Source organism: Salinicola peritrichatus (genome assembly GCF_003206715.1).
GTDB classification, from domain to species: Bacteria; Pseudomonadota; Gammaproteobacteria; order Pseudomonadales; family Halomonadaceae; genus Salinicola; species Salinicola peritrichatus.
The window spans coordinates 1-22,116 of record NZ_PZJU01000025.1 but is presented as its reverse complement, the minus strand read 5'-3'; the positions used below and the strand labels follow the sequence as shown (position 1 = coordinate 22,116).

The following is a 22,116-nucleotide window of genomic DNA, read 5'->3' as shown; positions in this document are numbered from 1 at the left end:
GCCATTGACCAAAGGGGACTCGCCAGCGAGAGACCGTATGGACGCCGATATCGAGACGTTGAGCGATAGCGGTTCCCGACTCACCACGGGCACAGGCCAGCATGATCTCGGCTCGAATGCGCGAATCGAACGGTCCCTTGCGCTGATTGGCGCGACGAGTCAGTTCGGTGCGTTCTGCTGTCGTAAGCACAATCGGTGTCGCGGGGCGGCCTGTTCTCATGTCTGCTTAGTTGGCATGCATGGCCAAGCATAGGCTAATACTTATTACCTTAATTTCTGAATCACCACACTAGTGACCGCCACCGATGTGGATGGCGTCTACCTCGACTGGGGGACGGACCAGACTCGCCGGATAGCCCGTATCGGCCCTGAAAAGCTGGCTGCCTTTACCTTTCCGTCCGGCTCCATGCAGCCGAAGGTTCGAGCGGCGGTCGACTTCGTGGATGCGACGGGCAGGTCCGCCGTGATCGGCTCGCTGCATGAAATCGATGCGCTGTTGTCCGGTGATGCCGGTACCTGTCTGATCCTGGAGGCCGGGGATCCGGTCATGGCCCGCCAAGCGAAAAGCGACGGATAGGTTTGCGGCAACGGCAGGGCGCTAAAGCAGAACGATGCCACTTCCCATCAGGAGCATGCCGAAAACGATCAACGCCAGCAAAATCATTTTGCGGAAGGTGTCCGCATCCATTCATTCACGCGCGATGCCGCAGAGCTAGGCGCCGAGGGCCAGAACCGTTTGACGGTTTCGCGGAAACGGCCGGCCCATGGCCGACTTCAGGCTCAAGGCCAGGATCGGGCAGGGCCGACGTCGAAAAACCGAGACCGGTAGCCCCTTTGACAAAGGACGCCACGAGGTAGGCGAGGGCAATGATGGCGATCGTTTCGGCTGTCACGGCTTTTCCGGGCGAAGGCAGGTAACGGCCGCAGTGTGCTCCGCACTGCGTGGGCTGGCAACGTGGCGAATGTCGAGTTGCGAACCGGCCTTTGATCAGGAGCGCGAAATTAGGTCCATAGGGAGAGAGTGGCATGGGTTTATCTCATGGAATCCGCGCCTTATACTGTGCACCGCTTCGCGAGACCCGCCGCGCCCCTATAGCTCAGCTGGATAGAGCGTCCCCCTCCTAAGGGGAAGGTCGCACGTTCGAATCGTGCTGGGGGCACCATTTCATCAGCCACTTCCTGCTGCTCCGTTCTGTCTCTCATGGCGGGCGCTCCATGAATGCCGTCCTCTATCCGTTATCCTGACGCTCATGCCTGACTCTCAAGATTCCAGCAAACCCAAGGCCGCGCTCGGCTTGCATGGCAACGATGTGCCGGTGCCTCGCGATCGTGTGTTCGATGGGCTGGCGAATAAATTCGCTTCCAGTCTGTACGGCACGGCACGAGGCGCGATTCGCCTGGCCGTGCTCGATGATGTGCTGTCGCGTGAATTGCCGGCGGACGGTTCGCCGGCGCTGGATGTCGGCGGTGGCCTGGGCCAGATGAGCGTCTGGCTGGCGCGGCGCGGGCATGCGGTCACGCTGGCGGAGCCTTCCGCGGATATGCTGGCGGCGGCGGCCCGGGAGCTGGCCGAGTTGCCGGTCACTCGGCTTCGGGCGTCGTTGCAGGCGCTGCCCGAGCTGGCGCCGGGTCCGTGGCCGCTGATCGTGTGCCATGCGGTACTGGAGTGGTTGGCCGAGCCGCGCGAGGCGCTCTTCCGGCTCGAATCGTTGCTCTCCGCCGATGGCCGGTTGTCGCTGATGGTGTTCAATCGCGATGCGCTACGGTTCTCCAACGTGGTCAAGGGCAACCTGGACAAGGCTTTGGAAGACCGGCTTTCCGGCACCGGACAACGTCAGCGGCTGACGCCGATCTCGCCGTTGACGCACGGCGACATCGTGCAGTGGTGCAAGGAAGCGGGGCTGGCCATCGAGAGCGTCACCGGCGTGCGCATCTTTCACGATTACCTGCGTGACCGACACCCCGACGAAGCGCAGCTGGCCAAGGTGATCGAATTGGAAAGGCGTTACTGTCAGGTCGATCCCCATTGGCGCCTCGGGCGCTACCTTCACTACACCGTTCGGCGTGGCGGTGCCGGTCGAACAACGGAGACCACCGAATGAGGCCGCAGAGCCCGCCGTGTGAATTGTTGGCGCGCCAGGACGCGGATTATCGCGGCTGGTTGTGGGTCGCTCCACCGCGTGATGGTTGGCTCGAATCCGGTCGAGGAGCCGTGTGGAGCGCCGATCTGACGGTATGCGAAGCGTGGCGGCAGGCGGGGCGCCCGGCCTATGCCACGCTGGAGCTGCCGGCTGTTGAAGTGCCCGGCGCGGTGTTGTTCTGGCCGAAAAGCCATGCGCTGGGGGCGTGGTGGCTCGAGTCCTTGAGCGCGGCCTTGCCGCGAGGGACGCCGATTCAGATCATCGGCGAGAACCAGGGCGGTATCAAGCGCGTTCCCAAGGTGCTGGCGTCGATGGGGCATGGCTGCCGCAAGCTGGACAGTGCCCGGCGCTGCACGCTGTTCGCGACCGAGTCTGGCGGCGCAGCGCAGGATAGCGAAGCGGCTTGGGAAACCTTCTCTGCCGGAGATCTGACGCTGGCGACGCATCCTGGCGTGTTCGGCCACGGCAAGCTCGATGACGGCACCCGGCTGCTGCTGGAAACGCTGCAGGGCTCGCCATTGGCAAGCGGCAGTCGAGACCCATTGCAAGTGCTGGATATCGGTTGCGGCGATGGGATTCTGGCGGCCTGGCTGGCCAGGCAAGGGCACGAGGTTACCGCAAGCGATGTCAGTGCCTTCGCGGTCGAGGCCACGCGGCGGACGCTGGCGGCCAACGGGCTGGAGGGTGCGGTGATGCAGAGTGACGTGTTCAGCCGGATCGACGGTATGTTCGGGGCCATCGTCAGCAACCCGCCGTTTCATCAGGAACGGGCGATCGATTATGGTCCGGCCGAGCGCTTGATCCGGGAGGCGCCTGCCCATCTGGCGCCGGGTGGCACGCTGACGTTGGTGGCGAATGCGTTCCTGCCCTATCCGGACTGGTTGCAGGCCGCGTTCGGCGGCTTCGAGACGCTGGCCGACGATCGTCGTTACCGGGTCTTCCGCGCCGTCAAAGCCCGCCGTTAGTCTGCAAGTTTCCCACCTCGCGTATCGCGCGCTGATTGGCCGCGCTCACCTCCAGCGCGTCGATGCCCAGAGTCTGCAGCCGGGTCCACGGAATCTCGTTCCATTCACCGTTTTCGAGCCGGACGGCGGTCTCCAGCAGCGCTCCGACGGGCCCCTTGTGCGTCAGCAGGGCCTCGTTGATCGAAGAGTGCAGCGGCAGTGATTCGATCAATACATCGAGTGGCTGGTCGAAGAATGCCTCTAGATAGGAAAACAGCCCGACAATGAAGGCCTTTTCGGCCAGCACCGGATCGCGGGACGCCAGCTCGCGGCACAGACAGGCGCGCGATAGCGCCAGTTGCTGCAGCGAGTCGGGTTTGTCTTCCATCTCGCCGAGCGCCAACAGCGAGGTCAGACTGCGGATTCGTTGCGTTCCGAGCAAGGTTACCGCCTGGCGCAGCGAAGTGATCTTGGTGCTGCGCCAATACTGGATGTTGACCATGCGTAGCAGCCGCATGCCGAGCGCCGGGTCACGTTCGATCGCCGCCGATATCTCGCCCACGCTGACACCCGGCTGATTGAGCGTGGCGAGGAGTTTCAGCATTGCCATACGGTCGGTCGTGACCGGCTTGCCGTGGACGATCTGCGGGCGCGCGAGAAAATACCCCTGAAACAGATCGCAGCCGGCGGCCTGGCAGCAGTTGAGATCCTGTTCGCTTTCCAGCTTCTCGGCCAGCAGTTTCAGATGAGGAAACCGCTGGCGCAGTTGCTGGACGAGGTTGGCGAAGTCTTGCCCACAGTAATGGGGGTATTCGATTTTGACGATATCGACCAGCGGCAGGAACGGATGCTCGGTGCCGTCATAAGCATAATCGTCGAGAGCCAGGGTGAAGCCCTGTCGGCGCAGTGCGATGAGACGCTGCCGGATCGATTCGTTGAAGGGCGTGTCCTCGAGAATTTCCACCACCAGTTGCGAGGTGTCGAAAGGAAGATCGTTGGCCAGCGTATCGGCGGTGAAATTGACGTAGAGTGGCTTGCCGTGGCTGACCGTCTCCAGATCGCCTTGAGCAAAGGCATTCAGCAGCACGGTGCTGGTGGCGCGATCGCCATCGAACGGCGAAGGCATCGGCCCGCCATCGGTGGGCCGGAACAGCAACTCGAAAGCGACGATCTCGCGGGAGGCATCGAATATGGGCTGGCGGGCAAAGAGCACCGATGGCTGATCACGCTCGGAGGCATCCGACATGGGGGACCTCTTCGTTCGGTTCCGGGCCGGGCGGCAGATGGCGGGCGCCCACGACTTTCATCTTATCGTTCGGCCGTTCCGATGCTGAATGTGTCAAAGGTCGATACCTGCTATTTATCGGCGTAATCGATCGCCGTCACGATGTAGTGGGTATCGCCACCGGGTGCCGCCACCACGACGTCGTCATCCAGTGATTTGCCGAGCAAGGCCTTGGCGAGCGGCGCATCGATACTGATCCAGTGCTTGTCGGTATCGGTCTCGTCGTGGCCGACCAGACGCACCGAGAGTTCTTCGCCGTCGTCGTCCTCGAGTGTCACATAGGCGCCGAAATAGACCTTGCTCGTGTCCGCCGGTAGACGATCGACGACCTGTAGCTCATCCAGCCGTTTTCGCAGGTAGCGGATTCGCGCGATGACCCGGTTCAGTTCCTTCTTGTTATAGGTATAGTCGGCGTTTTCACTGCGGTCGCCCAGTGCCGCCGCCTCGCCGACCTTGGCCGACAATTGCGGTCGCTTGACCCGCGATAGATGGTCGTGAATGCCCTGCAGACGGTCGAAGCCCTGCGGAGTGATGAGATTGCTCTTTTTCTCCTGGCGAGGATCCTTCTTGGGATCGCGCCAGCGCGTCATGTTGCGGCCTTGCATGGAAAATCTCTGAAGTCTTCGAGGTTCGCGCAGCCTAACGCATACCCTCCGGTCATCGCCATGGCTCGGAGCGACCATCGATGGTGTGACGACTCGCCTCGACAGATCCCTAGATACCATCTAGTACAACTTGGCCTTGAGCAACGGTTTGAGCAGATAGTTCAGCACACTGCGCTCGCCCGTTTGAATATCCACTTCGGCGATCATGCCAGGAATGATCGGTAGCGTTTCCCCATTGTGCATGAGCGAGCCACTATCGGTGCGGATGTAGACCTTGTAGTAGGATTCGGTGCCTCGAGGAGTTTCCTCCTCGATGGTGTCGGCGCTGATCTGCTCGACCGTGCCATCGAGGTCGCCGTAGATGGTGTAGTCGTAAGCGGTGATCTTGACGCTGGCCCGCATGCCGGGTGCGAGGAAGGCGACGTCCCGGGGCTTGATCCTGGCCTCGATCAGAAGCTGATCTTCCAGCGGAATCACCTCCATGATCGTCTCGCCTGGTGGTACCACACCGCCCTGCGTCGTGTAGTTGATCGCATTGACGCGCCCGTGCACCGGAGAGCGGATCTCGGTGCGTCGATACTGGTCCTGGCGTTGTACCAGCACCTGCTCGAGCGGAGCGAGCTTGCCTTTTTTCTCTGTCAGCTCGGTATAGGCGTCCTGCACGTAGCTGTTTTGAATCTCGGCGCGTTTACCTTGTAGGCCGGCGATATCCTGCTGCAGCTGAAGCTCCTCCATCCGACTCACGGCCTTGCGCCGCACCAGTGGCTTGATCAGGCTGAGGCGATGCTGGGCCATGTCGATCTCGTGATCCAACGAGGCGGTCGCCTCCTTGAGTTTTGCGCGTCTTGCGCGGAACAGCTCACGCTCGGACTCGGCCAGCGAACTTTGCGGATCGACGTCGCTGGGGAATTCGACATGGTCCTTCTCCAGCACTTCCGACTGCAGGCGGGCAATGGCGGCTTTCAGTGCCACGACCTGGTTCTCGGTTTCCTGATAGGCGCTGCGGAAGCGGGTGTCGCTGAGGCGAACCAACAATTGCCCCTGATCGACGATATCGCCTTCGTGCACTGTCAGTTCATTGATGATGCCGCCCTCGAGACTCTGGATCGTCTGGATCCGGCTGACGGGAATCACGCGCCCTTCACCATGGGTGACGACGGCGATCTCGGCCCAGCCCGACCATGCGATGAAACTGATCAGTATCAGCAGGACTATCCAGACCACGGGACGTGCCAATGGGTGGAGCAGGCTGGCTCGGGGGTCGCCCAACTGGCGTTGGAGGTCATGATCGCGGAACGTGGTGGCCATTACGCTTCCTCCCGGACGGTGGCCACTCGGTTGCCGCGCACGATTTGGTCGATACTGCCCTGCATGGCGAATTTACCGTCGCGCAGCACGATGGCGCGATCGACGAGATCGAGCAGCGGCTTCTTGTGCGTCGAGACGACGAGCGTGCGCCCGGCCATCCACTGCTTGAGGAAGTCGACGGTGCGTTTCTCGTTGTTCTGGTCGTAGGCGGCGGTGGGCTCGTCGAGCAGTACGATATGTGGGTCCTGCAGAATCAGTCGCGCCAGGCCGATCGCCTGACGCTGACCGCCGGAAACGCTGCCGCTGGAGGCGATCGGCAGCTCCAGTCCCAGCGGGTGGTTGCGCACGAAACGCCCCAGACCGACGCCATCGAGTGCCTCGAGGATCTCGTCATCGCTATAATGGCCGCCATCGAGCGTGAGATTATCACGCAGCGTGCCGTAGAAGAGCGCGATATCCTGTGGCAGATAGCCGATGGCGCGACGCCGATCGGCGCTCTCGATCTGGGTGATATTGACGTCGTCGAGTATGACCCGCCCGCCGGTCGGCTCGATGAAGCCTGAGAGTAGCCGCAGCAGCGTGGATTTTCCGGCGCCGTTACCGCCGAGCAGGGCGATACGTGAGCCGGCCTGAATATCCAGCTCCGGAATCTGCAGCGCGGCCGGTCCCTCTTCAGTGTGGCGTACCACGATCTCTTCCAGTTGATAATGCCCCCGCAGGTGAGGCTTGCGCACTTTCTGTCCACTGCCTTGCTCGTTGGGTGCCTGCATCAGCTCGTCGAGCCCTTCGACCGCTGCCTTGACGTGCTGCCAGCGAGCGAGCAGGGCGCTCGTCTGCGCCATCGGGGCAATGGCACGAGAGCCGAGAATGGAACAGGCGATCAACGCACCGATGGTCATGTCGCCCGCACTGATGCGGTAGACGCCGACGATGACGATGCCGACATAGCCAAGCTGCTGCAGCAGGGAGGCAGAGTGCGTCAGCAGGCTGGTCACCGAGCGAAGACGTATCGAGGTGGTCGACAGCTGCGCCGAGAGCGACTCCCACAGTGCCAGGTTGCGTCCTTCGGCGCGGGTCGCCTTGACCGTTTCCAGATGATCGAGCGACTCCAGCAGCACACCGTTCTTGACCGCGCCCTCGCGCAGGTTCTCCCGCGCCAGTCTGGCAAGGTAGCGCTGCAGCAGAACGCCGGGAATGATCATGCCGGCGATGGCTATGATCGGCACGAAAGCCACGGGGCCGCCGATCCATGCTATCAGCAGCACGAAGATGGCGACGAACGGCAGGTCGCTGATCGCCCCGGCGGTCGCGGAGGTAAAGAATTCTCGTACCGCCTCGAACTCCCGCACCTGGCTGGTGAAGGCGCCGGTGGAGAGCGGCTTGGCATTCAAGCGCAGGCGGATCGCCTGTTCGAATAGTTTCGAGGAGAGTTCCAGGTCGAGCCGCTTGCCGATGACTTCGAGTAGGTGGGCGCGCAGTCCCTTGAGCGTGAACTCGAGCAGAACGGCGAGCGCCACGCCGCTGGCCAACACCCAAAGCGTGTCGAATGCCGCATTGGGCACGACGCGGTCATAGACCTGCATGGCGAACAGCGCGGTGGAGATCGCCAGCAGGTTGGCAGTCAGTGCGGCGACGCCGACTTCCGCATACGAGCGCCAGCGCGCCTTGAGTGGCCCCTTGAGCCAGTGGGTCGGGCTGGCCTGGGCGAAATTGCCGGCACGATCGTCGCTGCACGGCATCGGGCGGGCGAAGATCGCGATCCCGCTGTAGTTGGCTTCCAGTGTCTCTCGGGTCTGGATCTCCTCGCCGCCGTCGGCCTCCGGCAGGGCCAGCCGTGCTTCTTCATCGTCGAGCGCCTCGAGCAGCACCGTATCGCCGTTTTCGAATAGCAGCAGTGCCGGCAGCAGTCGCGGTGAGAAGTCGCTCAGTGGGCGCTTGACGACTCGCGCGTTGACGCTGGCGCGGCGCAGGGCACGCTTCACTTCGCTCAGGGGTAACCGCCCTTGCTGGAGTGGCAGGCCCTCGCCGAGCTCGGCAACGGAAATTGGGCGGTCCAGCCGCCGGCAGAGCAGGACCAGTCCCTCGCGCAGCGGGTCGCTGTAATCGTCGATAGCTTCGGAAGCGGAAAGGCTCACGGCGTGTCACTCCCCCAAACGGCCGCTGACCAGCGGGTTCATCAGCCCCAACTGCGAGGCGGCGCGATACTGAATGCGTTTCTGCTGGCTCTCGAGATCGATCAGCTGCCGCTGGGCCGTATAGGCCTCCTGGCGGATCGTCAGCAGGTCATTGACGTCTCGCAGGCCGACCGAGAACTGGTCGTCGTAGAGCCGGCTCACGGTCCGGGACTGTTCGATCTGGTCCTCGAGCGCCCGCTGGCGGTCGCCGTAGACCTCGGCGTTCTCGATCAGCGTAAGCACGCTGCGTCGAATCTCTCGACGCTGGTCGTCGATGCGGTAGCGCGCGGCTTCCAGTCGTTGGCGGGCGGCATCGGGGCGCTGAAAATTGGCCAACCCCTGCAGGGTATCCATGCGCAGACGGAAGCCGATCACCGAGTCGTTCTCGAGTTCGCCTCCGATCTGGCGACGCTGCAGGCTGCCCTCGAGGTTGAGCTGCGGCTTGAGCGAGGCCTGCGTCTCGTCCAGTTCCGCTTGTGCCTGTTCGGCCGAGGCGAGCGCCTGACGATAGCCCGGCGCGGCGATGATCCAGTCATCGAGCGCGCCGCCGTCGGCGAGCCGCCAGGTCAGATCGCTCGGGTGCGGAGCGTCGAGCCCTTCCGCCGGCACGCCTACGAGTACCCGGAACTGCTGCCTCGCATCCATCAACTCGCCGCGCTGGGAAGCGAGGTCGTCGCGGGCCTGGGCCAGATCTAGCGAGACACGGCCGTGCTCGCTGCGGTCGGTGTACCCATTGTTGCCGCGATCCTGAGTCAGTGTCTCGAGCTTGCCGAGATCGTCGACATACTGCTGGATTACCTCGTACTGGCGTTGGGCGGTCAGCACGTCGAGGTAGGCCTCGGCAATATCCAGCGCGGCCTCTTCCTCGGCAACGCTGAGCTCGAACTGCGCCTCGCGCTGAGAGGCGCTGGCCTGGCAACCTGGCTGTTCACCTTTCCCCAGTCGTAGAGCATCTGCGTGGCGGAAACGTCGTAGCCGATATCCTCGAAGGGAAACTCCTCCGGCCCCGCCGAGAGATCGACCGAGGGAAAGTAGCCCCATTTGGCGATGTCGACATCGGTACCGGCGCTCTCGGCGTCGGCAACGGCGGCCCGCACCGCGGGATTGAGCGCCAGTCCCTGGCGAATGGCTTCTTCCAATGGCAGTTGGCCCTCGTCCGTCGTGGCGGTATCCGCCATTCGCATGGCATCATCGGGCCTGGCTGGCGTCGTCAACCAGGCCGTCGGTGGCAGGCCGATGGGGATCGGCGCTGGTTGCCGATGATCGACGGCATGCCACCAATCCATACCTTGCGCCTGGGCGGGCGAGGGTGTCAGACACATGGCGATCGCCAGCATGGGCAGTGTCCGTATCCGTTGACAGTCGATACCTGCGTTTCCTTCTGCCTGCCATGACTCCTTGGTGGCGACTCATGGCCGCCGGTTCTTTTCGATGTCGTCCTCAGGTCTCCACCGCGACGGTGCCCTGTTCGACCTGGAGAGTGGTATCGCCGAAGGTGTACTGGTCGTAGATGGTGCCACTCAGCGTGACGACACCGTCGGCGGTTGCTCCTTGAATGTTGAGGGTGTCCTGCTCGTCGCCAGTGATCTGCAACACGTTGGCGTCGTCGGTCATGGCATCGACGTCCTCGGCGCTCAGCGTCGCCGTGCTGGTGTTGTCGCCACTGCCCAGGTCCAGCCGCTCGATATTGGCGATGGGCCCGAGGTCGCCGTTGACCATGTCGAGCTCGATGCCGCCATCGAGCAGCAGGGTATCGAACCCGTCGCCACCGTCGACCGAGGCAAAGCCGTTACCGCTGGCCACGATCAGGTCGTCTCCGGCGCCGGCATCGAAAATATCCGAGCCGTTGCCATCGATCAGCAGATCGTTGCCCGCACCGCCGTTCAGGGTGTCGTTGCCCGCGCCACCGCGCAGCAGATCGGCGCCATCTCCGCCATTGAGGGTGTCGTTGCCTTCATAGCCATAGAGGCGCTGACTGTCAGAGCCGCCATCGAGTGTCTCGTTGGCGCTGGTGCCTTCGATAATGTTGTCGTTGTCACCGAGCAGAGTGGTCAGCGCATCCAGGTCGGCCAGCTCGCCTAGCGAGTCGCTGGCGCTACGACCGTCACTGTCGGTCGCCGTGATAGTGGTGGCATTGAGCAGCGAGAGCTGCAAGTTGGTGCCGAGCCCGAGCAGGCCGGAGGTATCGTCGAACGCGACCGTGGCGAGCAGCTCGTTGACCGCCAGGTTATCCATCGTGCCGCCGTCGGCCGCCGTGATGGTGACGCTCGCGGAGGGCGCCACCAAGCCGAGCAGTCCGGGATCGCTGTCGAACGCCAGGCTCAAGCCCAGTTCATTCGCCATCTGCTGGGAGGCCGTAAACTCGAGCGCCGTCAGGTTGAAGCTAAGCAGCGGATCGTAGGAAACCGTGACCGACTGGAGGTTGTTGTCGGCATCGGCGGCGAAGAAGTCCTGATCATTGAAGTCGATCAGGCCCAGCAAGTCCGCACCGGCGATACCGAGCAGCGAGGACGAGTCGGCCTGCACGACGGGGGCGACGTTGTCGGGATCCGGCGTTGGCGGAGTCTCGCCCGTGCTGTCGAAGTCGACGCTGGTGCCGGCGGTATCGCCATCGTCGTCGGAGATGACGGCGTCGACACCGGTGGAGACGCTACCCGAAAGATCGGTATCGGCGGTAGCGTCATCGACGATGAGATTGCCGTGGGACAGCAAGTTCTCGATGATCTGAAGGTCGCTTCCGCCGTTGCTGACCAGATCGACGTCCTGCAGCGTGATGACCTGGTCGGCGACGGCTTCCTTGGCCGACGCTTCGGTGATGCCCTCGAACCCGCCGGTGGAGCTGATGTAGACCAGCGTGGCGGTACCGACCAGCGCGAAGTGCAGGTAGTTGGTCAGGTTGCCGGCGTTCTTGCCGATCTTGCCTTCGCCTTGAAGCAGGCTGCCCAGGTCGAGAACGTCGCCACCCGAGGAGACCCGACTATCATCGAAGTCGGTAATAGTGTCTTCGACGGGATCGCCTGCGACACCCTGGTCACCGTCCTCCCAGCGGAAGACATCGTTGCCGGTTCCGCCGGTCAACTCGTCATCACCGCTGCCACCGATCAGCAGGTCGTTGCCGTCTTCACCATAGAGGTCGTCATCGCCTGCACCGCCCCTCAGGAGGTCACTGCCTTCACCTCCGTAAAGCTCGTCGTCTCCGGCATAGCCGTAGAGGCGGTCGTTATCGGCGGTGCCGGCCAGCGTATCGGCCGAGCTATTACCTTGGACCAGATAGTCGGGAGCGTTGCTCTGTAGCAAATCAAGGCTTAGTAGGTCTGTACTATCCGTTGTGGTGCTATTTTCTTCCGTATCCTTTGCTGTGATGGAAAGTGTTTGTCCTATTCCGAGGTTAATGCCGGAATTGATATATATCGTACCAAGGAGCTCATTGAGTTGTTGGTTGCTAATTCCCTCCGCGTCAGAAGTGCTTACCGTAATGGAGGCACTACCGCCAAGCCCAATTGTTGGAAAGTCGTCGGTACTTACATCGAGCCCAAGCTCTTGCGCTAGCAACGAAGAGTATCCGAAGCCGCCGCCTACATTTACGGTTGCTGCTCCTAAGCTAAGTGAAATTGTGACTTCCGAAATGTTGTTATTGGCGTCAGTCGCCGCGAAAGCTTGCTCTTCGCTGAAGTTGACAAGATCCAAGGCTTCGACCCCCACCAGGCCCAGCAGGCTGTCATCGTCACCCAGGGCGACGACCGGAGCCGCTTCTGGCTCCGGATCCAGCAGATTGGCGCCGGAGGCATCGTAATCGTAGTCCCCGGTTTGCATATTGACTGTCAACGTCTCGCCCTTGACGGTCCGGATCGTCAGCTCTCCAGAGGCGCTGTCATAATCTTCCTCCGCGAACGGCACGACCAGCTCGGAGCTACCCGTCGCGGAGACGCTGTCGTTGTCCGGATCGTAGCTGAAGGTATAACCATCGATGGTGAGCTGCGAGACATGGCCGCCGTCGGCACCGTAGCTTTCGACGAAGCTGCCCGAGGCCGTCGTAGATTCGGTATCGATCTCGAAGAACGCCGGCTGCGAGGCGATCGGCACGTCGTCGGTCAGGTTGACCGTCAATTTGCCGGTGCTGGCGTTGCCGACGCCATCCGTCGCTGTCACGTCGAAACCGAGAGCCAGAATGTCCGCGCCGGCCAGTGAATGGTCGAGCGCCCGTGATTGGGTGAACGTGTAGGCACCGGCGGTAGTGACGATCAATGTCGCCACCGTCGTGCCGTCGGCGGTACCGGTGAGGGTGTAGGTGCCGTCGCTGAAGCTGCCGCTCCAGACCACATCCACACCATCGGCCGTGATCCCATCGGGACCGCTGACACTGACCGAGTCGACGCCGGTGCCGCCGTCGTCGATCGCGATCGTGCCGGAGACTTCAACCCCCAGATCGGCTTCGTCGGCGCTGGCCGACGCATCGGTCACCGTGGGTGCGGTCGTGTCGAGCGTGGAGGTATCTGTGACCGTACCGATGTTGCCGGCGGCATCGGTAACCGAAAGCGTCGCGGTCAGCGTGCCGTCGACGAGGCCACTGAGATCCTGCGCGGCCACCGTCACGTTGCCGTCGACATCGATGGTAATATCGGCCGGATCGACCGTGATCGGGGTGCCGCCGTTGCTGCTCGTGATGGTCAGGCCGGTCACGCTGGCACCGCTTTCGATATTGCCGGTGAGCGTCACGCTGCCGGCTTCATCGGCACTCAGCAAGCCGTCGCCGCCGTCGTTGATGGCAATGCTGTTGTCATCGGCGTTGGGGGCAACAGCATCGACAATGGCCGTACCGGGATCGCTTTCATTGCCCGCCGCGTCGGTGGTCGTGGCGTTGATCTCGGTGCCGTCGGCCAGCGCCGGGTCGGCCGTATAGGTCCAGGCGCCGGTATCGGGATCGGTCGCGATACCTTCTGCGATGACGTTACCGTCAGCGTCGGTCAGCGTGACCGTGCTGCCCGCCTCGGCGGTACCGGTAATCGCGTCGCCGTTGGTCGGATCGATCGTCGGCGTCGCCGGCGCGGCCGTGTCCACCGTCAGCGTGAAGGTGTTGCTGGCCGGGGAGACGTTGCCGGCGGTATCGGTCGAGGTCGCGGTGAAGGCGACGTCGCCATCGGGCAGGGCATCCGCGTCGTCGACGCTGAAGGTCCAGTTGCCATCGCCGTCGGCGTCAGTCGTGCCGATCTGGGTGCCGTTGACCAGAATCGCCACGGTCGCGTTGGCCTCGGCGGTCCCGGTCAGCGTCGGCGTGGCATCGTTGGTGGTGTCGCCGTCGGCAAGTGTGCCAGTCGGGGCGACATCGTCGGTGGCGCTGGCAATGACCGGTGCGGCCGGGTCGGTGAGATCGACCGTGACCGGGCCGAGGCTACCTGCATCGCTGGTGTTACCGGCGGCATCGGTCTGGCGCACCTGCACGTCGCCGTCGGCGTAGGTGTCTTCCGGCAGCTCGAAGCTGGTGCCGGTGCCGGCGGTCCAGGTCGTGCCACCGTCGGTGGAGTACTCCCAGGTCGCGCCATCCTCGAGGCCACCGACGTTGACGGTGGCGTCACTGGTGATGCCGTCGCCATTCGTGCCGGTGTCTGTCGCCAGGGTCGGTGTCGGCACCGTAGGTGTGCCGGTATCGATGATCAGCGCGAAGTCGTTGCTGGTGCCGGAGGCATTGCCTGCGGCATCCGTGGCCGTGGCCGTGAATGTGACGTCGCCATCGGCGAGTGCATCCATGTCGTCCGGCGTGAACGTCCAGTTGCCGTCGACGTCCGCTGTCGTGGTGCCAATGGCAGTGCCGTTCGCCAGAATCGTCACCATTGCGTTTGCCTCGGCGGTGCCATTCAGCGTCGGCGTGCCGTCATTGGTGCTGTCGCCATCGGCCAGCGCACCAGCCGGATCGACATCATCCGTGGCGCTGTCGATGGTGGGCACGTCAGGCGTGACAGTATCGACCGTGAGCGTGAACGGGTCGCTTGTATTGGAGGTATTGTCGTTGGCGTCAGTGGCTGTAGCGGTAAAGACTGCATCGCCCGCCGTCAATTCGGTCATCAGGGTATATGACCAGTTGCCTTGGCCATCGGCTGTCACCGAATCGAGCAGAGCGCCATTGAGAGAAATGTCGACCGTGCTGCCGGCTTCGGCAGTGCCCTGTAGCACGGGTAACGTATCGTTGGTGCTGTCGCCGTCAGCGAGGTTGCCGGTTTGGGGGGCAACGTCATCGACCGCGAACTCGATGGTCGGTGCCGCCGGGGGCGTGACATCGTTGAGATCCCCGTCGACGGTCACGTTCGCCGACGTGCTGACATTGCCGGCGGCGTCGGTGGCAGTGGCATTGATTTCGGTTCCGTCAGCCAGTGCCGTTTCCGGCGAGAACGACCAGTTCCCCTGGGCACCAGCGACCGCCGTGCCAATCGGGTCGCCGTTGCCGTCGGTCAGTGTGATCGTTGCGCCGGCTTCCGCCGTCCCCGTGATCGGCGAACCGTCAGTGGCGTCCAGCGTGGGAGCGTCGGGAGCAACGGTGTCGACGGTCAGCGTAAATGCTGGACTGGCCGGAGAGACATTGCCGGCGGTATCGGTAGCTCGTGCGGTGAAGATGTAGTCACCGTCACCGAGTGCTGAGGTCGTGAACGACCAGTTGCCGTTTTCGTCTGCGGGGATGACGTCGGGAAGCGCCGTTTCATCGACGTAGAGCGTGATCGTGCTTCCTGCTTCGGCGGTGCCGGTCAGTTCGGGGGTGTTGTCGTTGGTGGCATCGCCGTTCGCCAAGCTACCGGTTTGCGGTGCGACATTGTCCGTGGCGCTGTCGATGGTGGGAGCTGCCGGGTCGGTCTGATCGATCGTGATCGCGCCCAAATTGCCGACATCACTGGTATTGCCAGCCACATCGGTCTGGCGTACCTGAATGTCACCATCGCTGTAAGTCGTTGCCGCGAGTTCGAAGCTATTTCCGCTGCCCGATGCCCAGCTGTCTCCGCCATCAGTGGAATACTCCCAGGTCGCACCACTCTCGATACCACTGACGGTCACGGTAGCATCGCTGGTAATGCCATCGGTGCCGTCCAAGCCAGTATCCGTGGCGAGAGAGGGCGTCGGCGCGTCAGGCGCGGTGGCGTCGATGGTGACGGCGTCCAAGCCGGCGCTCACGCCGACGTTGCCGGCATTATCGATCTGGCGTACGCGAACATCGCCATTGGCGTAGGTGCCCTCTGGCAATTCAAAGCTGGAATCGGTGCCGGTCGTCCAGGTATTGCCGCCGTCGATGGAATATTCCCAGGTCGCCCCATTTTCGAGGTCGCTCACGTTGACGGTAGCATCGTTGGTGATGCCGTCAGCGGTATCCGCGCCAGTGTCGGTGGCGAGTGCCAGCGTTGGCGCGGCCGGGTCGGTGAGATCGACCGTGACCGGACCGAGGCTACCTGCATCGCTGGTGTTACCGGCAGCATCGGTCTGGCGCACCTGCACGTCGCCGTCGGCGTGGGTGACTTCCGGCAGCTCGAAGCTGGTGCCGGTGCCGGCGGTCCAGGTCGTGCCACCGTCGAGGGAGTATTCCCAGGTCGCGCCATCCTCGAGGCCACCGACGTTGACGGTGGCGTCACTGGTGATGCCGTCGGCGTCATCGGCACCGGTATCGGTAGCCAGCGTCGCCGTGGGCGCGTCCGGCGCGGCAACATCCAGCGTGGTGGTATCGGTAACCGTACCGGTGTTACCGGCGGCGTCCGTGACCGAAAGCGTCGCGGTCAGTTCGCCATCTTCCAGGCCTCTCAGGTCCTGTGCAATCACCGTCACATTGCCATCGGCGTCGACCGTGATATCGGCCGGGTCGACCGTAACCGGTGTACCGCCACCGCTACTGGCGATGGTCAAGTCGGTGATGCTGGCACTGCTTTCGATATTGCCGGTGAGCGTCACGTTGCCGGCTTCGTCGGCGCTCAACAGGCCATCGCCGCCGTCGTTGATGGTGATGGCGTTGAGTCCGTCTCCCTGAGTCGGGGGAACTGCATCGACGATGGCCGTGGCGGGAGCACTTTCGTTACCCGCCGCGTCGATGGCCGTGGCGTTGATCTCGGTACCATCATCGAGCGGTATATCTGGCGTCACGCTCCAGTTACCGTCGCCGTCGACCAGCACGGGGTCACTGATTGGATCGCCGTTGCCGTCGGTCAGCATGACCGTGCTGCCCGCCTCGGCGGTGCCGGTGATCGTATCGCCGTTGGTCGGATCGACCGTCGGCGCTGCCGGGGCGGCCGTATCCACTGTCAGCGTGAAGGCGTCGCTGGCCGGGGAGACGTTGCCGGCGGCATCGGTCGAGGTCGCCGTGAAGGTGACATCGCCATCGGGCAGGGCGTCCGCGTCGTTGACGGTGAAGGTCCAGTTGCCATCGCCATCCGCATCGGCCGTGCCGATCTGCGTACCATTGGTCAGAATCGCCACGGTCGCGTTGGCCTCGGCGGTCCCGGTCAGCGTCGGCGTGGCATCGTTGGTGGTATCGCCGTCGGCGAGTGCTCCGGTCGGGTCGACATCGTCGGTGGCGCTGACAATGACCGGCGCGGCCGGGTCGGTGAAATCGACCGTGACCGGGCCGAGGCTACCTGCATCGCTGGTGTTACCGGCAGCATCGGTCTGGCGCACCTGCACGTCGCCGTCGGCGTAGGTGTCTTCCGGCAGCTCGAAGCTGGTGCCGGTGCCGGCGGTCCAGGTCGTGCCACCGTCGGTGGAGTACTCCCAGGTCGCGCCATCTTCGAGGCCGCCGACGTTGACGGTGGCATCGTTGGTAATGCCGTCTCCCGCCGCACCGCTATCCGTCGCGAGGGAGAGGGCTGGCGCATCCGGCGCCGTGGTGTCGAGAACCGTGACATCGGTAACGCTGCCGGTGTTGCCGGCGGCATCGGTGACCGAGAGCGTGGCGGTCAGTTCGCCGTCAGTGAGCGAAGAAAGATCCTGCCCGACAACCGTCACGTTGCCATTGACATCGACAGTGATATCGGCCGGATCGACGGTGATATTGTTGCCGCTGCTATCGCTGATTGTCAGCTCCGTGATTGTTGCGCTGTTTTCTATCCGGCCGTCCAGAGAGACATTTCCGGCTTCATCCGCATTGAGCAAGCCGTCGCCGCTATCGTCGATCAGCACGCTATTGTCTCCGGCGTTTGGCACCGTTTCATCGAGGGTCAACGTGAATCCGGCACTGGGGGGAGAGATGTTGCCTGCGGCATCCGTCGCCGTAGCGGTGAATGTCGTATCACCTTCTTCCAGCGCCTGCGGCGTGAACGTCCAGTTGCCGTCGTCGTCGGCGGTAACGCTGCCGATGACCGTTCCGTTGGCCGAGAGGGTCACCGTGCTGCCGGGTTCCGCGGTACCGTTCAGCGTGGGGGTGTCGTCGTTGGTCGCATCGCCGTCTCCCAATGTCCCGGTGGGGGCGACGTCATCAGCCGCTGTATCGATCGTGGGCGCGTCCGGCGGAATGGTATCGACGTTGAGGGCGAAGGCATTACTGGGATTCGATACCTGTCCATCCGGATCGGTGGAGGTCGCCCGGAAGGTCGTGGTGCCATCCAGCAGCCGAGTGTTGATCCTGAAGCTCCAGTTGCCGAAATTGTCGGCCTGCGTCTCGCCAAGCATGGTGTCGTTCGCCCATACCTGCACCATGTTGGTGGCTTCGGCGGTGCCCTGCAGCGTGGGACTGGGGTCGTTGGTCGTGCCGCCGTTATCGACATTTCCCGTTACCGGCTCCGTGGCATCGATCGATGTGATGATGACGGGCTCGGCAGGGGGAAGTGTGTCTTCAAGATCGGCATCGACGGTTGCGCTGCCCGGTTCGCTGGTATTGCCAGCGGCGTCTCTGGCGACGGCGGTAACGGTGCTTTCATCGTCCAGCGGGGTATCCGGTGCAAAGGACCAATTGCCATTGCGGTCCGCCTCGACCGTCGCGATAGTATCGCCCTGGCCGTCTGTCAACGTGACACTGCTGCCCGGCTCGGCACGCCCGGTGAGGATTTCTCCATCGGTCGGATTGACCACAGGAGCTGCGGGAGGCAGGGTGTCGACGGTCAGGGCGAATGGACCACTTTCGTCCGATACATTGCCGGCGGAGTCCGTGGCGGTGATGGTAAAGATGTAATCGCCGTCGTCGAGTTCGGCGGGCGTGAAGGTCCAGTTACCCCCGCTATTGGCCGTGGTGGATCCTATCTCATTGCCGTTGGCGTAAATTGTAACGATGCTTCCTGCCTCGGCTTGGCCGCTTAGAGCAGGGGTGACGTCATTTGTACTTGCGCCGTTTTCCAGTTCCCCCGTGATGGGCTCTACATCATCCGTGACTTCGGCGATCGTTGGTACATCCGGTGCTGTGAGATCGGGTGCGGTGGCCGCCGTCGGATCGCTCTCGTTGCCCGCATCATCGGTGGCGGTGGCACTGACTTCTTCGCCATCGGTCAGGGCCGGATCGAGTGGCACGCTGAAGCTGCCATCGTCAGGATCGGCAGTGGCGGTGCCGAGTTCGTTACCATCGGCGTCGGTCACCGTCACCGTGCTGCCAGGCTCGGCGGTGCCGGTGACGGCGGTGCCGTCCTCGGCGACGGTGAGATCGGCGGGGGCATCCGGTGCGGTCTGATCGGGATCACTATCATGCCCGCTGCTACCGCCACCGCTATCGGCAGCGATGGCGCCTGCCGCCAAAGCCCCGCCTCCAACAATGGCCCAACCAAGGGCCCCGATGCCCGCCCCGTCCGCTGATGAAGCCTGCGCGACGGCGGCAACCGGCTCGAATACGTCGTATGCACCCAGTGGCACGTAGCCGGCCACAACCATTCCGGTGTCTGAAGCTGGGGCGAGTTCCACCAGGATCAGTTGCTGATCATCCTCTCCCGTCAGGTAGAGTTGGCTTGGTGTTGCCAAATCATGGCCATAGAAATTCTCGATACGAATGGTTTGACCGTCGACGGTTTGGAGCAAAAGGTCGTCTCCGTCGCGTGTCAATTGTTCGACTTCGTTGGGAGGAATATCGAGCAATACCTTGCCGGGCTGCTGAAGACGGAGTGAATTATTTTCGACGATGCGGGTTGGTGCTTCGGTAATGCTTTCTTGGGTGGTGCTGATTTTTGCGGAAACGGCCATGGCATTCCCCAGCAGCTTATTGGTCACTATTCTTTAGATTCGTTAGTTTTTTTGTATGAGTTGTTATTTTCTAAGATATAGACGGTGTTTCTGTTGGTTTCAATAACTTGTGATGATTTCTTTGGCATGACTGGGTTGGTTAGTGCTTTAAAGATATACTATTTTCAATTTGTTGTGGCCTTTAAGGTGTTTTTCCTACAACCTTTTGACTATACGAGGCTTGAGAGTTTCGTTGAAATAGCTCATGCATAGATAGTTATCCTAGGTTAATGTTTTCGAGAAAATGTTGTGTTTTGTAAATATGGTTTTGAAATGCCATATTGACGAAATGAACCAGATAAAAAAGTGCTCTCTTTGACTTTGGGTATGCCAAAGTGTGAACAAAAAGTTCACCAATGTGTCACTGCTAGTTGGAATCCTTGGTTGGCGTCGCAATAATGGGTTTTCACCGCTAAAGGAGCGCCGCATGGCTCGAAATATGCCCCCGCTCAACCGCTATGACGGGAACGACGTACAGCGGGTAGAGACCCAGAAGCTCTATTCGGGATTCTTCGAGCTCGAGAATCGACGACTGCGCCACAGGCGTTTCAACGGAGAGTGGAGCGATACGATCGCGCGGGAAGTTCACGTTCGCCGGGATGCCGTCGGCGTACTACTCTACGATCCAGTTCGTGATACGGTCGTATTGGTCGAGCAGATCCGCGCAGGCGCACTGGACGATCCGGTTTCCCCCTGGAAGCTGGAGCTGGTGGCGGGACTCGTCGAAGCCGGCGAGACGCCGGTCGAGGTTGCCAGGCGCGAGGCGCAGGAAGAGGCTGGCTGTCACATTCGAGAATTGATCGAGCTTCACCGCTATTACCCCAGCCCGGGGGCCTGCACGGAGCAGGTCACCCTGTTTTGCGGCCTGATCGACTGTACGGGTATCGGCGGTATTCACGGGGTGGAAGACGAACAGGAAGACATCTTGGTTCACGTCATGTCGTTTCCCGATGCCTGGGATCGGCTCATGGCGGGACAATTGGACAATGCCATGGCGTTGATTGGCTTCTACTGGCTAGCGCGGGAGCGCGCCGCATTGAGAGCCAGGGCCTAGCGGGCGAGGGCCGCATTGACGGCGCCACCGCTACGCCGTGCGCCAGGAGAAAAGCATGGTAAGAACAGCATACGTAACGGATCTCAAGACGCTCCAGGCCGAGTGCAGCAGCAACTATCTGCGCCTCTGTCGGTTGGTCATGGACATGGAGCCGGGAGAGGTGAAAGAAGTGCCACTCGCCGGTGAGCGTGCCCGCTTCGGCACGCTGTGGCTCGAGGTGCTCGAGCAGGCGCCCTATACGACCATTGCACGGGTTTCCCAGACCGGCGTGTTGGACGGCTTCATCGACTCGCCTCGGATGACGGTGCATCTGTACCACGATGCCAATATGGCCGAGGTCACGGATTTTCAGCGTCAGCGCCATTTCCAGGGGCGCTACCGTTATCCGAACCCTCAAATGCACCAGCCGGATGAAAAGCTGCAGCTCAACCGGTTTCTCGGTGAATGGCTCCAGCACGGTCTGGCGCACGGGCACGCCGTCGACATGCCGGAAATGCGTTGATGCGGCTCATTCAGGTTACCGACTGCCATCTGCTGGCAGATCCCGCAGGACATTCGCGAAAGGGGCAGCCGCTACGTCAACTTTGGGCGGTGCTTGCCCGCGCCAGGCAGCTACGGCCGGATGTATTGCTGGTGACCGGTGACATCGCTCAGGATGAAACCTCCATGGCTTATCGACACGCCAGCGAGGCTTTCGCCAGTCTGGGATGCCCCTGGTTCTGGATTCCGGGGAATCACGACCAGCCGGAGTTGATGGCGGAATGGCAGCCGTTTCACGAAGAACTGGATCTCGAGAGCTGGCATGTGCTGCTGCTGGATTCACGCGTTAGCGGTCAGCCCGGTGGCACGCTAGGTCAGGAGCAGTTGCAGCGTCTCGCCTGGCAACTCGAAGCTGACGACCGGCCCACCCTGATTGCGCTGCACCACCCACCGCTGGCGGTGGGTTCGGTATGGATGGATGCGATCGGTCTCAGTGACCGCGATGCCTTGTGGCAGACCCTTTCACCTTATCCTCAAGTGAAAGCCATTCTATGTGGCCATATCCACCAGGCCTTCGCGGCTTGGCAGGGGATGGTGGCGGTTTATGGCTGTCCTTCTACCTCCGATCAGTTCCTGCCCAAGAGTCACGAATTTGCAGTCGACGAGGCCGCCCGCCCCGGGTTGCGCGTCGTCGATCTCAATGGCGATCAACTCGCTACCTGGATCGAGCGAATCGAGCTCTAAACCCACCGATCCGCTTGAGCTAACTGCCCCTTCTTGCATATAGCTAAAAGTGATTTTTGGATCATCTTTGATTCTTTGACGTTATTACTGCTGCCTCGTTAGGGTCTTGGGTATTTACGCTGGTGCGAGCTACGAGCTACGAGCTACGAGCTACGAGCTACGAGCGGAAGCGCTGTAAGCCATAAGCTTTAAGCTGTAAGGAAGGTCAAAAACGAAAAGCC

General features: G+C 62.2%; 14 protein-coding genes and 1 tRNA gene. 7 read left to right on the top strand and 8 right to left on the bottom strand.

Translation table 11 applies throughout. The features are described from left to right. Positions 1-190, bottom strand: a 190-nt coding sequence (locus DOM57_RS10565; protein ID WP_162619510.1) for a helix-turn-helix domain-containing protein, incomplete at its 3' end; no start/stop codon positions are given. Positions 191-292: 102 nt separating this feature from the next. Between DOM57_RS10565 and DOM57_RS10560 the strand changes: the two genes are divergently transcribed. From DOM57_RS10560 to DOM57_RS10540, 4 genes are all read left to right on the top strand, one after another. Then, entirely contained in the window at positions 293-577 is a 285-nt protein-coding gene (locus tag DOM57_RS10560) for an amino acid kinase family protein (protein ID WP_162619509.1), read from the top strand. 509 nt (positions 578-1,086) lie between these two features. Next, positions 1,087-1,163: transfer RNA gene (locus tag DOM57_RS10550), tRNA-Arg, on the top strand. An 87-nt stretch (positions 1,164-1,250) separates the two neighbouring features. Further along, positions 1,251-2,102 (top strand): methyltransferase, encoded by an 852-nt coding sequence (locus DOM57_RS10545; RefSeq protein WP_110649161.1) that lies wholly within the window; start codon positions 1,251-1,253, stop codon positions 2,100-2,102. Further along, on the top strand, positions 2,099-3,106 hold the full coding sequence (locus DOM57_RS10540; protein ID WP_110649160.1) for a methyltransferase: 1,008 nt from the start codon (positions 2,099-2,101) through the stop codon (positions 3,104-3,106). The genes DOM57_RS10545 and DOM57_RS10540 overlap by 4 nt, the downstream gene beginning before the upstream one ends. Here the strand turns inward: DOM57_RS10540 and DOM57_RS10535 are convergent. From DOM57_RS10535 to DOM57_RS10505, 7 genes are all read right to left on the bottom strand, one after another. After that, positions 3,090-4,331: an EAL and HDOD domain-containing protein gene (locus DOM57_RS10535; RefSeq protein ID WP_110649159.1), complete on the bottom strand. Its 1,242-nt coding sequence runs from the start codon at positions 4,329-4,331 to the stop codon at positions 3,090-3,092. The genes DOM57_RS10540 and DOM57_RS10535 overlap by 17 nt on opposite strands. A 110-nt stretch (positions 4,332-4,441) precedes the next feature. Then, on the bottom strand, positions 4,442-4,975 hold the full coding sequence (gene greB / locus DOM57_RS10530; protein ID WP_110649158.1) for a transcription elongation factor GreB: 534 nt from the start codon (positions 4,973-4,975) through the stop codon (positions 4,442-4,444). A 120-nt stretch (positions 4,976-5,095) separates the two neighbouring features. Beyond that, complete coding sequence (locus DOM57_RS10525) at positions 5,096-6,283, bottom strand: HlyD family type I secretion periplasmic adaptor subunit (protein ID WP_110649157.1); 1,188 nt, start codon at positions 6,281-6,283, stop codon at positions 5,096-5,098. Then, positions 6,283-8,418, bottom strand: coding sequence for a type I secretion system permease/ATPase (locus DOM57_RS10520; RefSeq protein WP_110649156.1), 2,136 nt, complete (start codon positions 8,416-8,418; stop codon positions 6,283-6,285). The genes DOM57_RS10525 and DOM57_RS10520 overlap by 1 nt, the downstream gene beginning before the upstream one ends. Before the next feature lie 6 nt (positions 8,419-8,424). Further along, positions 8,425-9,282, bottom strand: coding sequence for a TolC family protein (locus tag DOM57_RS22305; protein ID WP_476707493.1), 858 nt, complete (start codon positions 9,280-9,282; stop codon positions 8,425-8,427). After that, positions 9,276-9,794: a TolC family protein gene (locus DOM57_RS22300; RefSeq protein WP_110649163.1), complete on the bottom strand. Its 519-nt coding sequence runs from the start codon at positions 9,792-9,794 to the stop codon at positions 9,276-9,278. Before DOM57_RS22300 ends, DOM57_RS22305 begins: the two co-directional genes overlap by 7 nt. A gap of 103 nt (positions 9,795-9,897) precedes the next feature. Then, positions 9,898-19,578 carry an Ig-like domain-containing protein gene (locus DOM57_RS10505; protein ID WP_162619508.1) on the bottom strand — a complete coding sequence of 3,227 codons (9,681 nt, stop codon included), beginning with the start codon at positions 19,576-19,578 and terminating at the stop codon, positions 9,898-9,900. 466 nt (positions 19,579-20,044) lie between these two features. Between DOM57_RS10505 and DOM57_RS10500 the strand changes: the two genes are divergently transcribed. The 3 genes from DOM57_RS10500 to DOM57_RS10490 are packed head-to-tail and all read left to right on the top strand — an operon-like array spanning position 20,045 to position 21,895. After that, on the top strand, positions 20,045-20,671 hold the full coding sequence (locus DOM57_RS10500) for an NUDIX domain-containing protein (RefSeq protein ID WP_110649153.1): 627 nt from the start codon (positions 20,045-20,047) through the stop codon (positions 20,669-20,671). Between the two features lie 55 nt (positions 20,672-20,726). Then, complete coding sequence (locus DOM57_RS10495) at positions 20,727-21,173, top strand: DUF1249 domain-containing protein (protein ID WP_110649152.1); 447 nt, start codon at positions 20,727-20,729, stop codon at positions 21,171-21,173. Next, the gene (locus DOM57_RS10490; protein ID WP_110649151.1) at positions 21,173-21,895 is read left to right on the top strand and encodes a phosphodiesterase; all 723 of its coding nucleotides are present in this window, start codon (positions 21,173-21,175) and stop codon (positions 21,893-21,895) included. The genes DOM57_RS10495 and DOM57_RS10490 overlap by 1 nt, the downstream gene beginning before the upstream one ends. Positions 21,896-22,116 lie beyond the last annotated feature (221 nt).

Coding starts and splice junctions, on each gene's coding strand:
- DOM57_RS10545 (WP_110649161.1), top strand. CDS start 1,251: ATGCCTGACTCTCAAGATTCCAGCAAACCCAAGGCCGCGCTCGGCTTG.
- DOM57_RS10540 (WP_110649160.1), top strand. CDS start 2,099: ATGAGGCCGCAGAGCCCGCCGTGTGAATTGTTGGCGCGCCAGGACGCG.
- DOM57_RS10535 (WP_110649159.1), bottom strand. CDS start 4,331: ATGTCGGATGCCTCCGAGCGTGATCAGCCATCGGTGCTCTTTGCCCGC.
- greB (WP_110649158.1), bottom strand. CDS start 4,975: ATGCAAGGCCGCAACATGACGCGCTGGCGCGATCCCAAGAAGGATCCT.
- DOM57_RS10525 (WP_110649157.1), bottom strand. CDS start 6,283: ATGGCCACCACGTTCCGCGATCATGACCTCCAACGCCAGTTGGGCGAC.
- DOM57_RS22300 (WP_110649163.1), bottom strand. CDS start 9,794: ATGCTGGCGATCGCCATGTGTCTGACACCCTCGCCCGCCCAGGCGCAA.
- DOM57_RS10505 (WP_162619508.1), bottom strand. CDS start 19,578: ATGGCCGTTTCCGCAAAAATCAGCACCACCCAAGAAAGCATTACCGAA.
- DOM57_RS10500 (WP_110649153.1), top strand. CDS start 20,045: ATGGCTCGAAATATGCCCCCGCTCAACCGCTATGACGGGAACGACGTA.
- DOM57_RS10495 (WP_110649152.1), top strand. CDS start 20,727: ATGGTAAGAACAGCATACGTAACGGATCTCAAGACGCTCCAGGCCGAG.
- DOM57_RS10490 (WP_110649151.1), top strand. CDS start 21,173: ATGCGGCTCATTCAGGTTACCGACTGCCATCTGCTGGCAGATCCCGCA.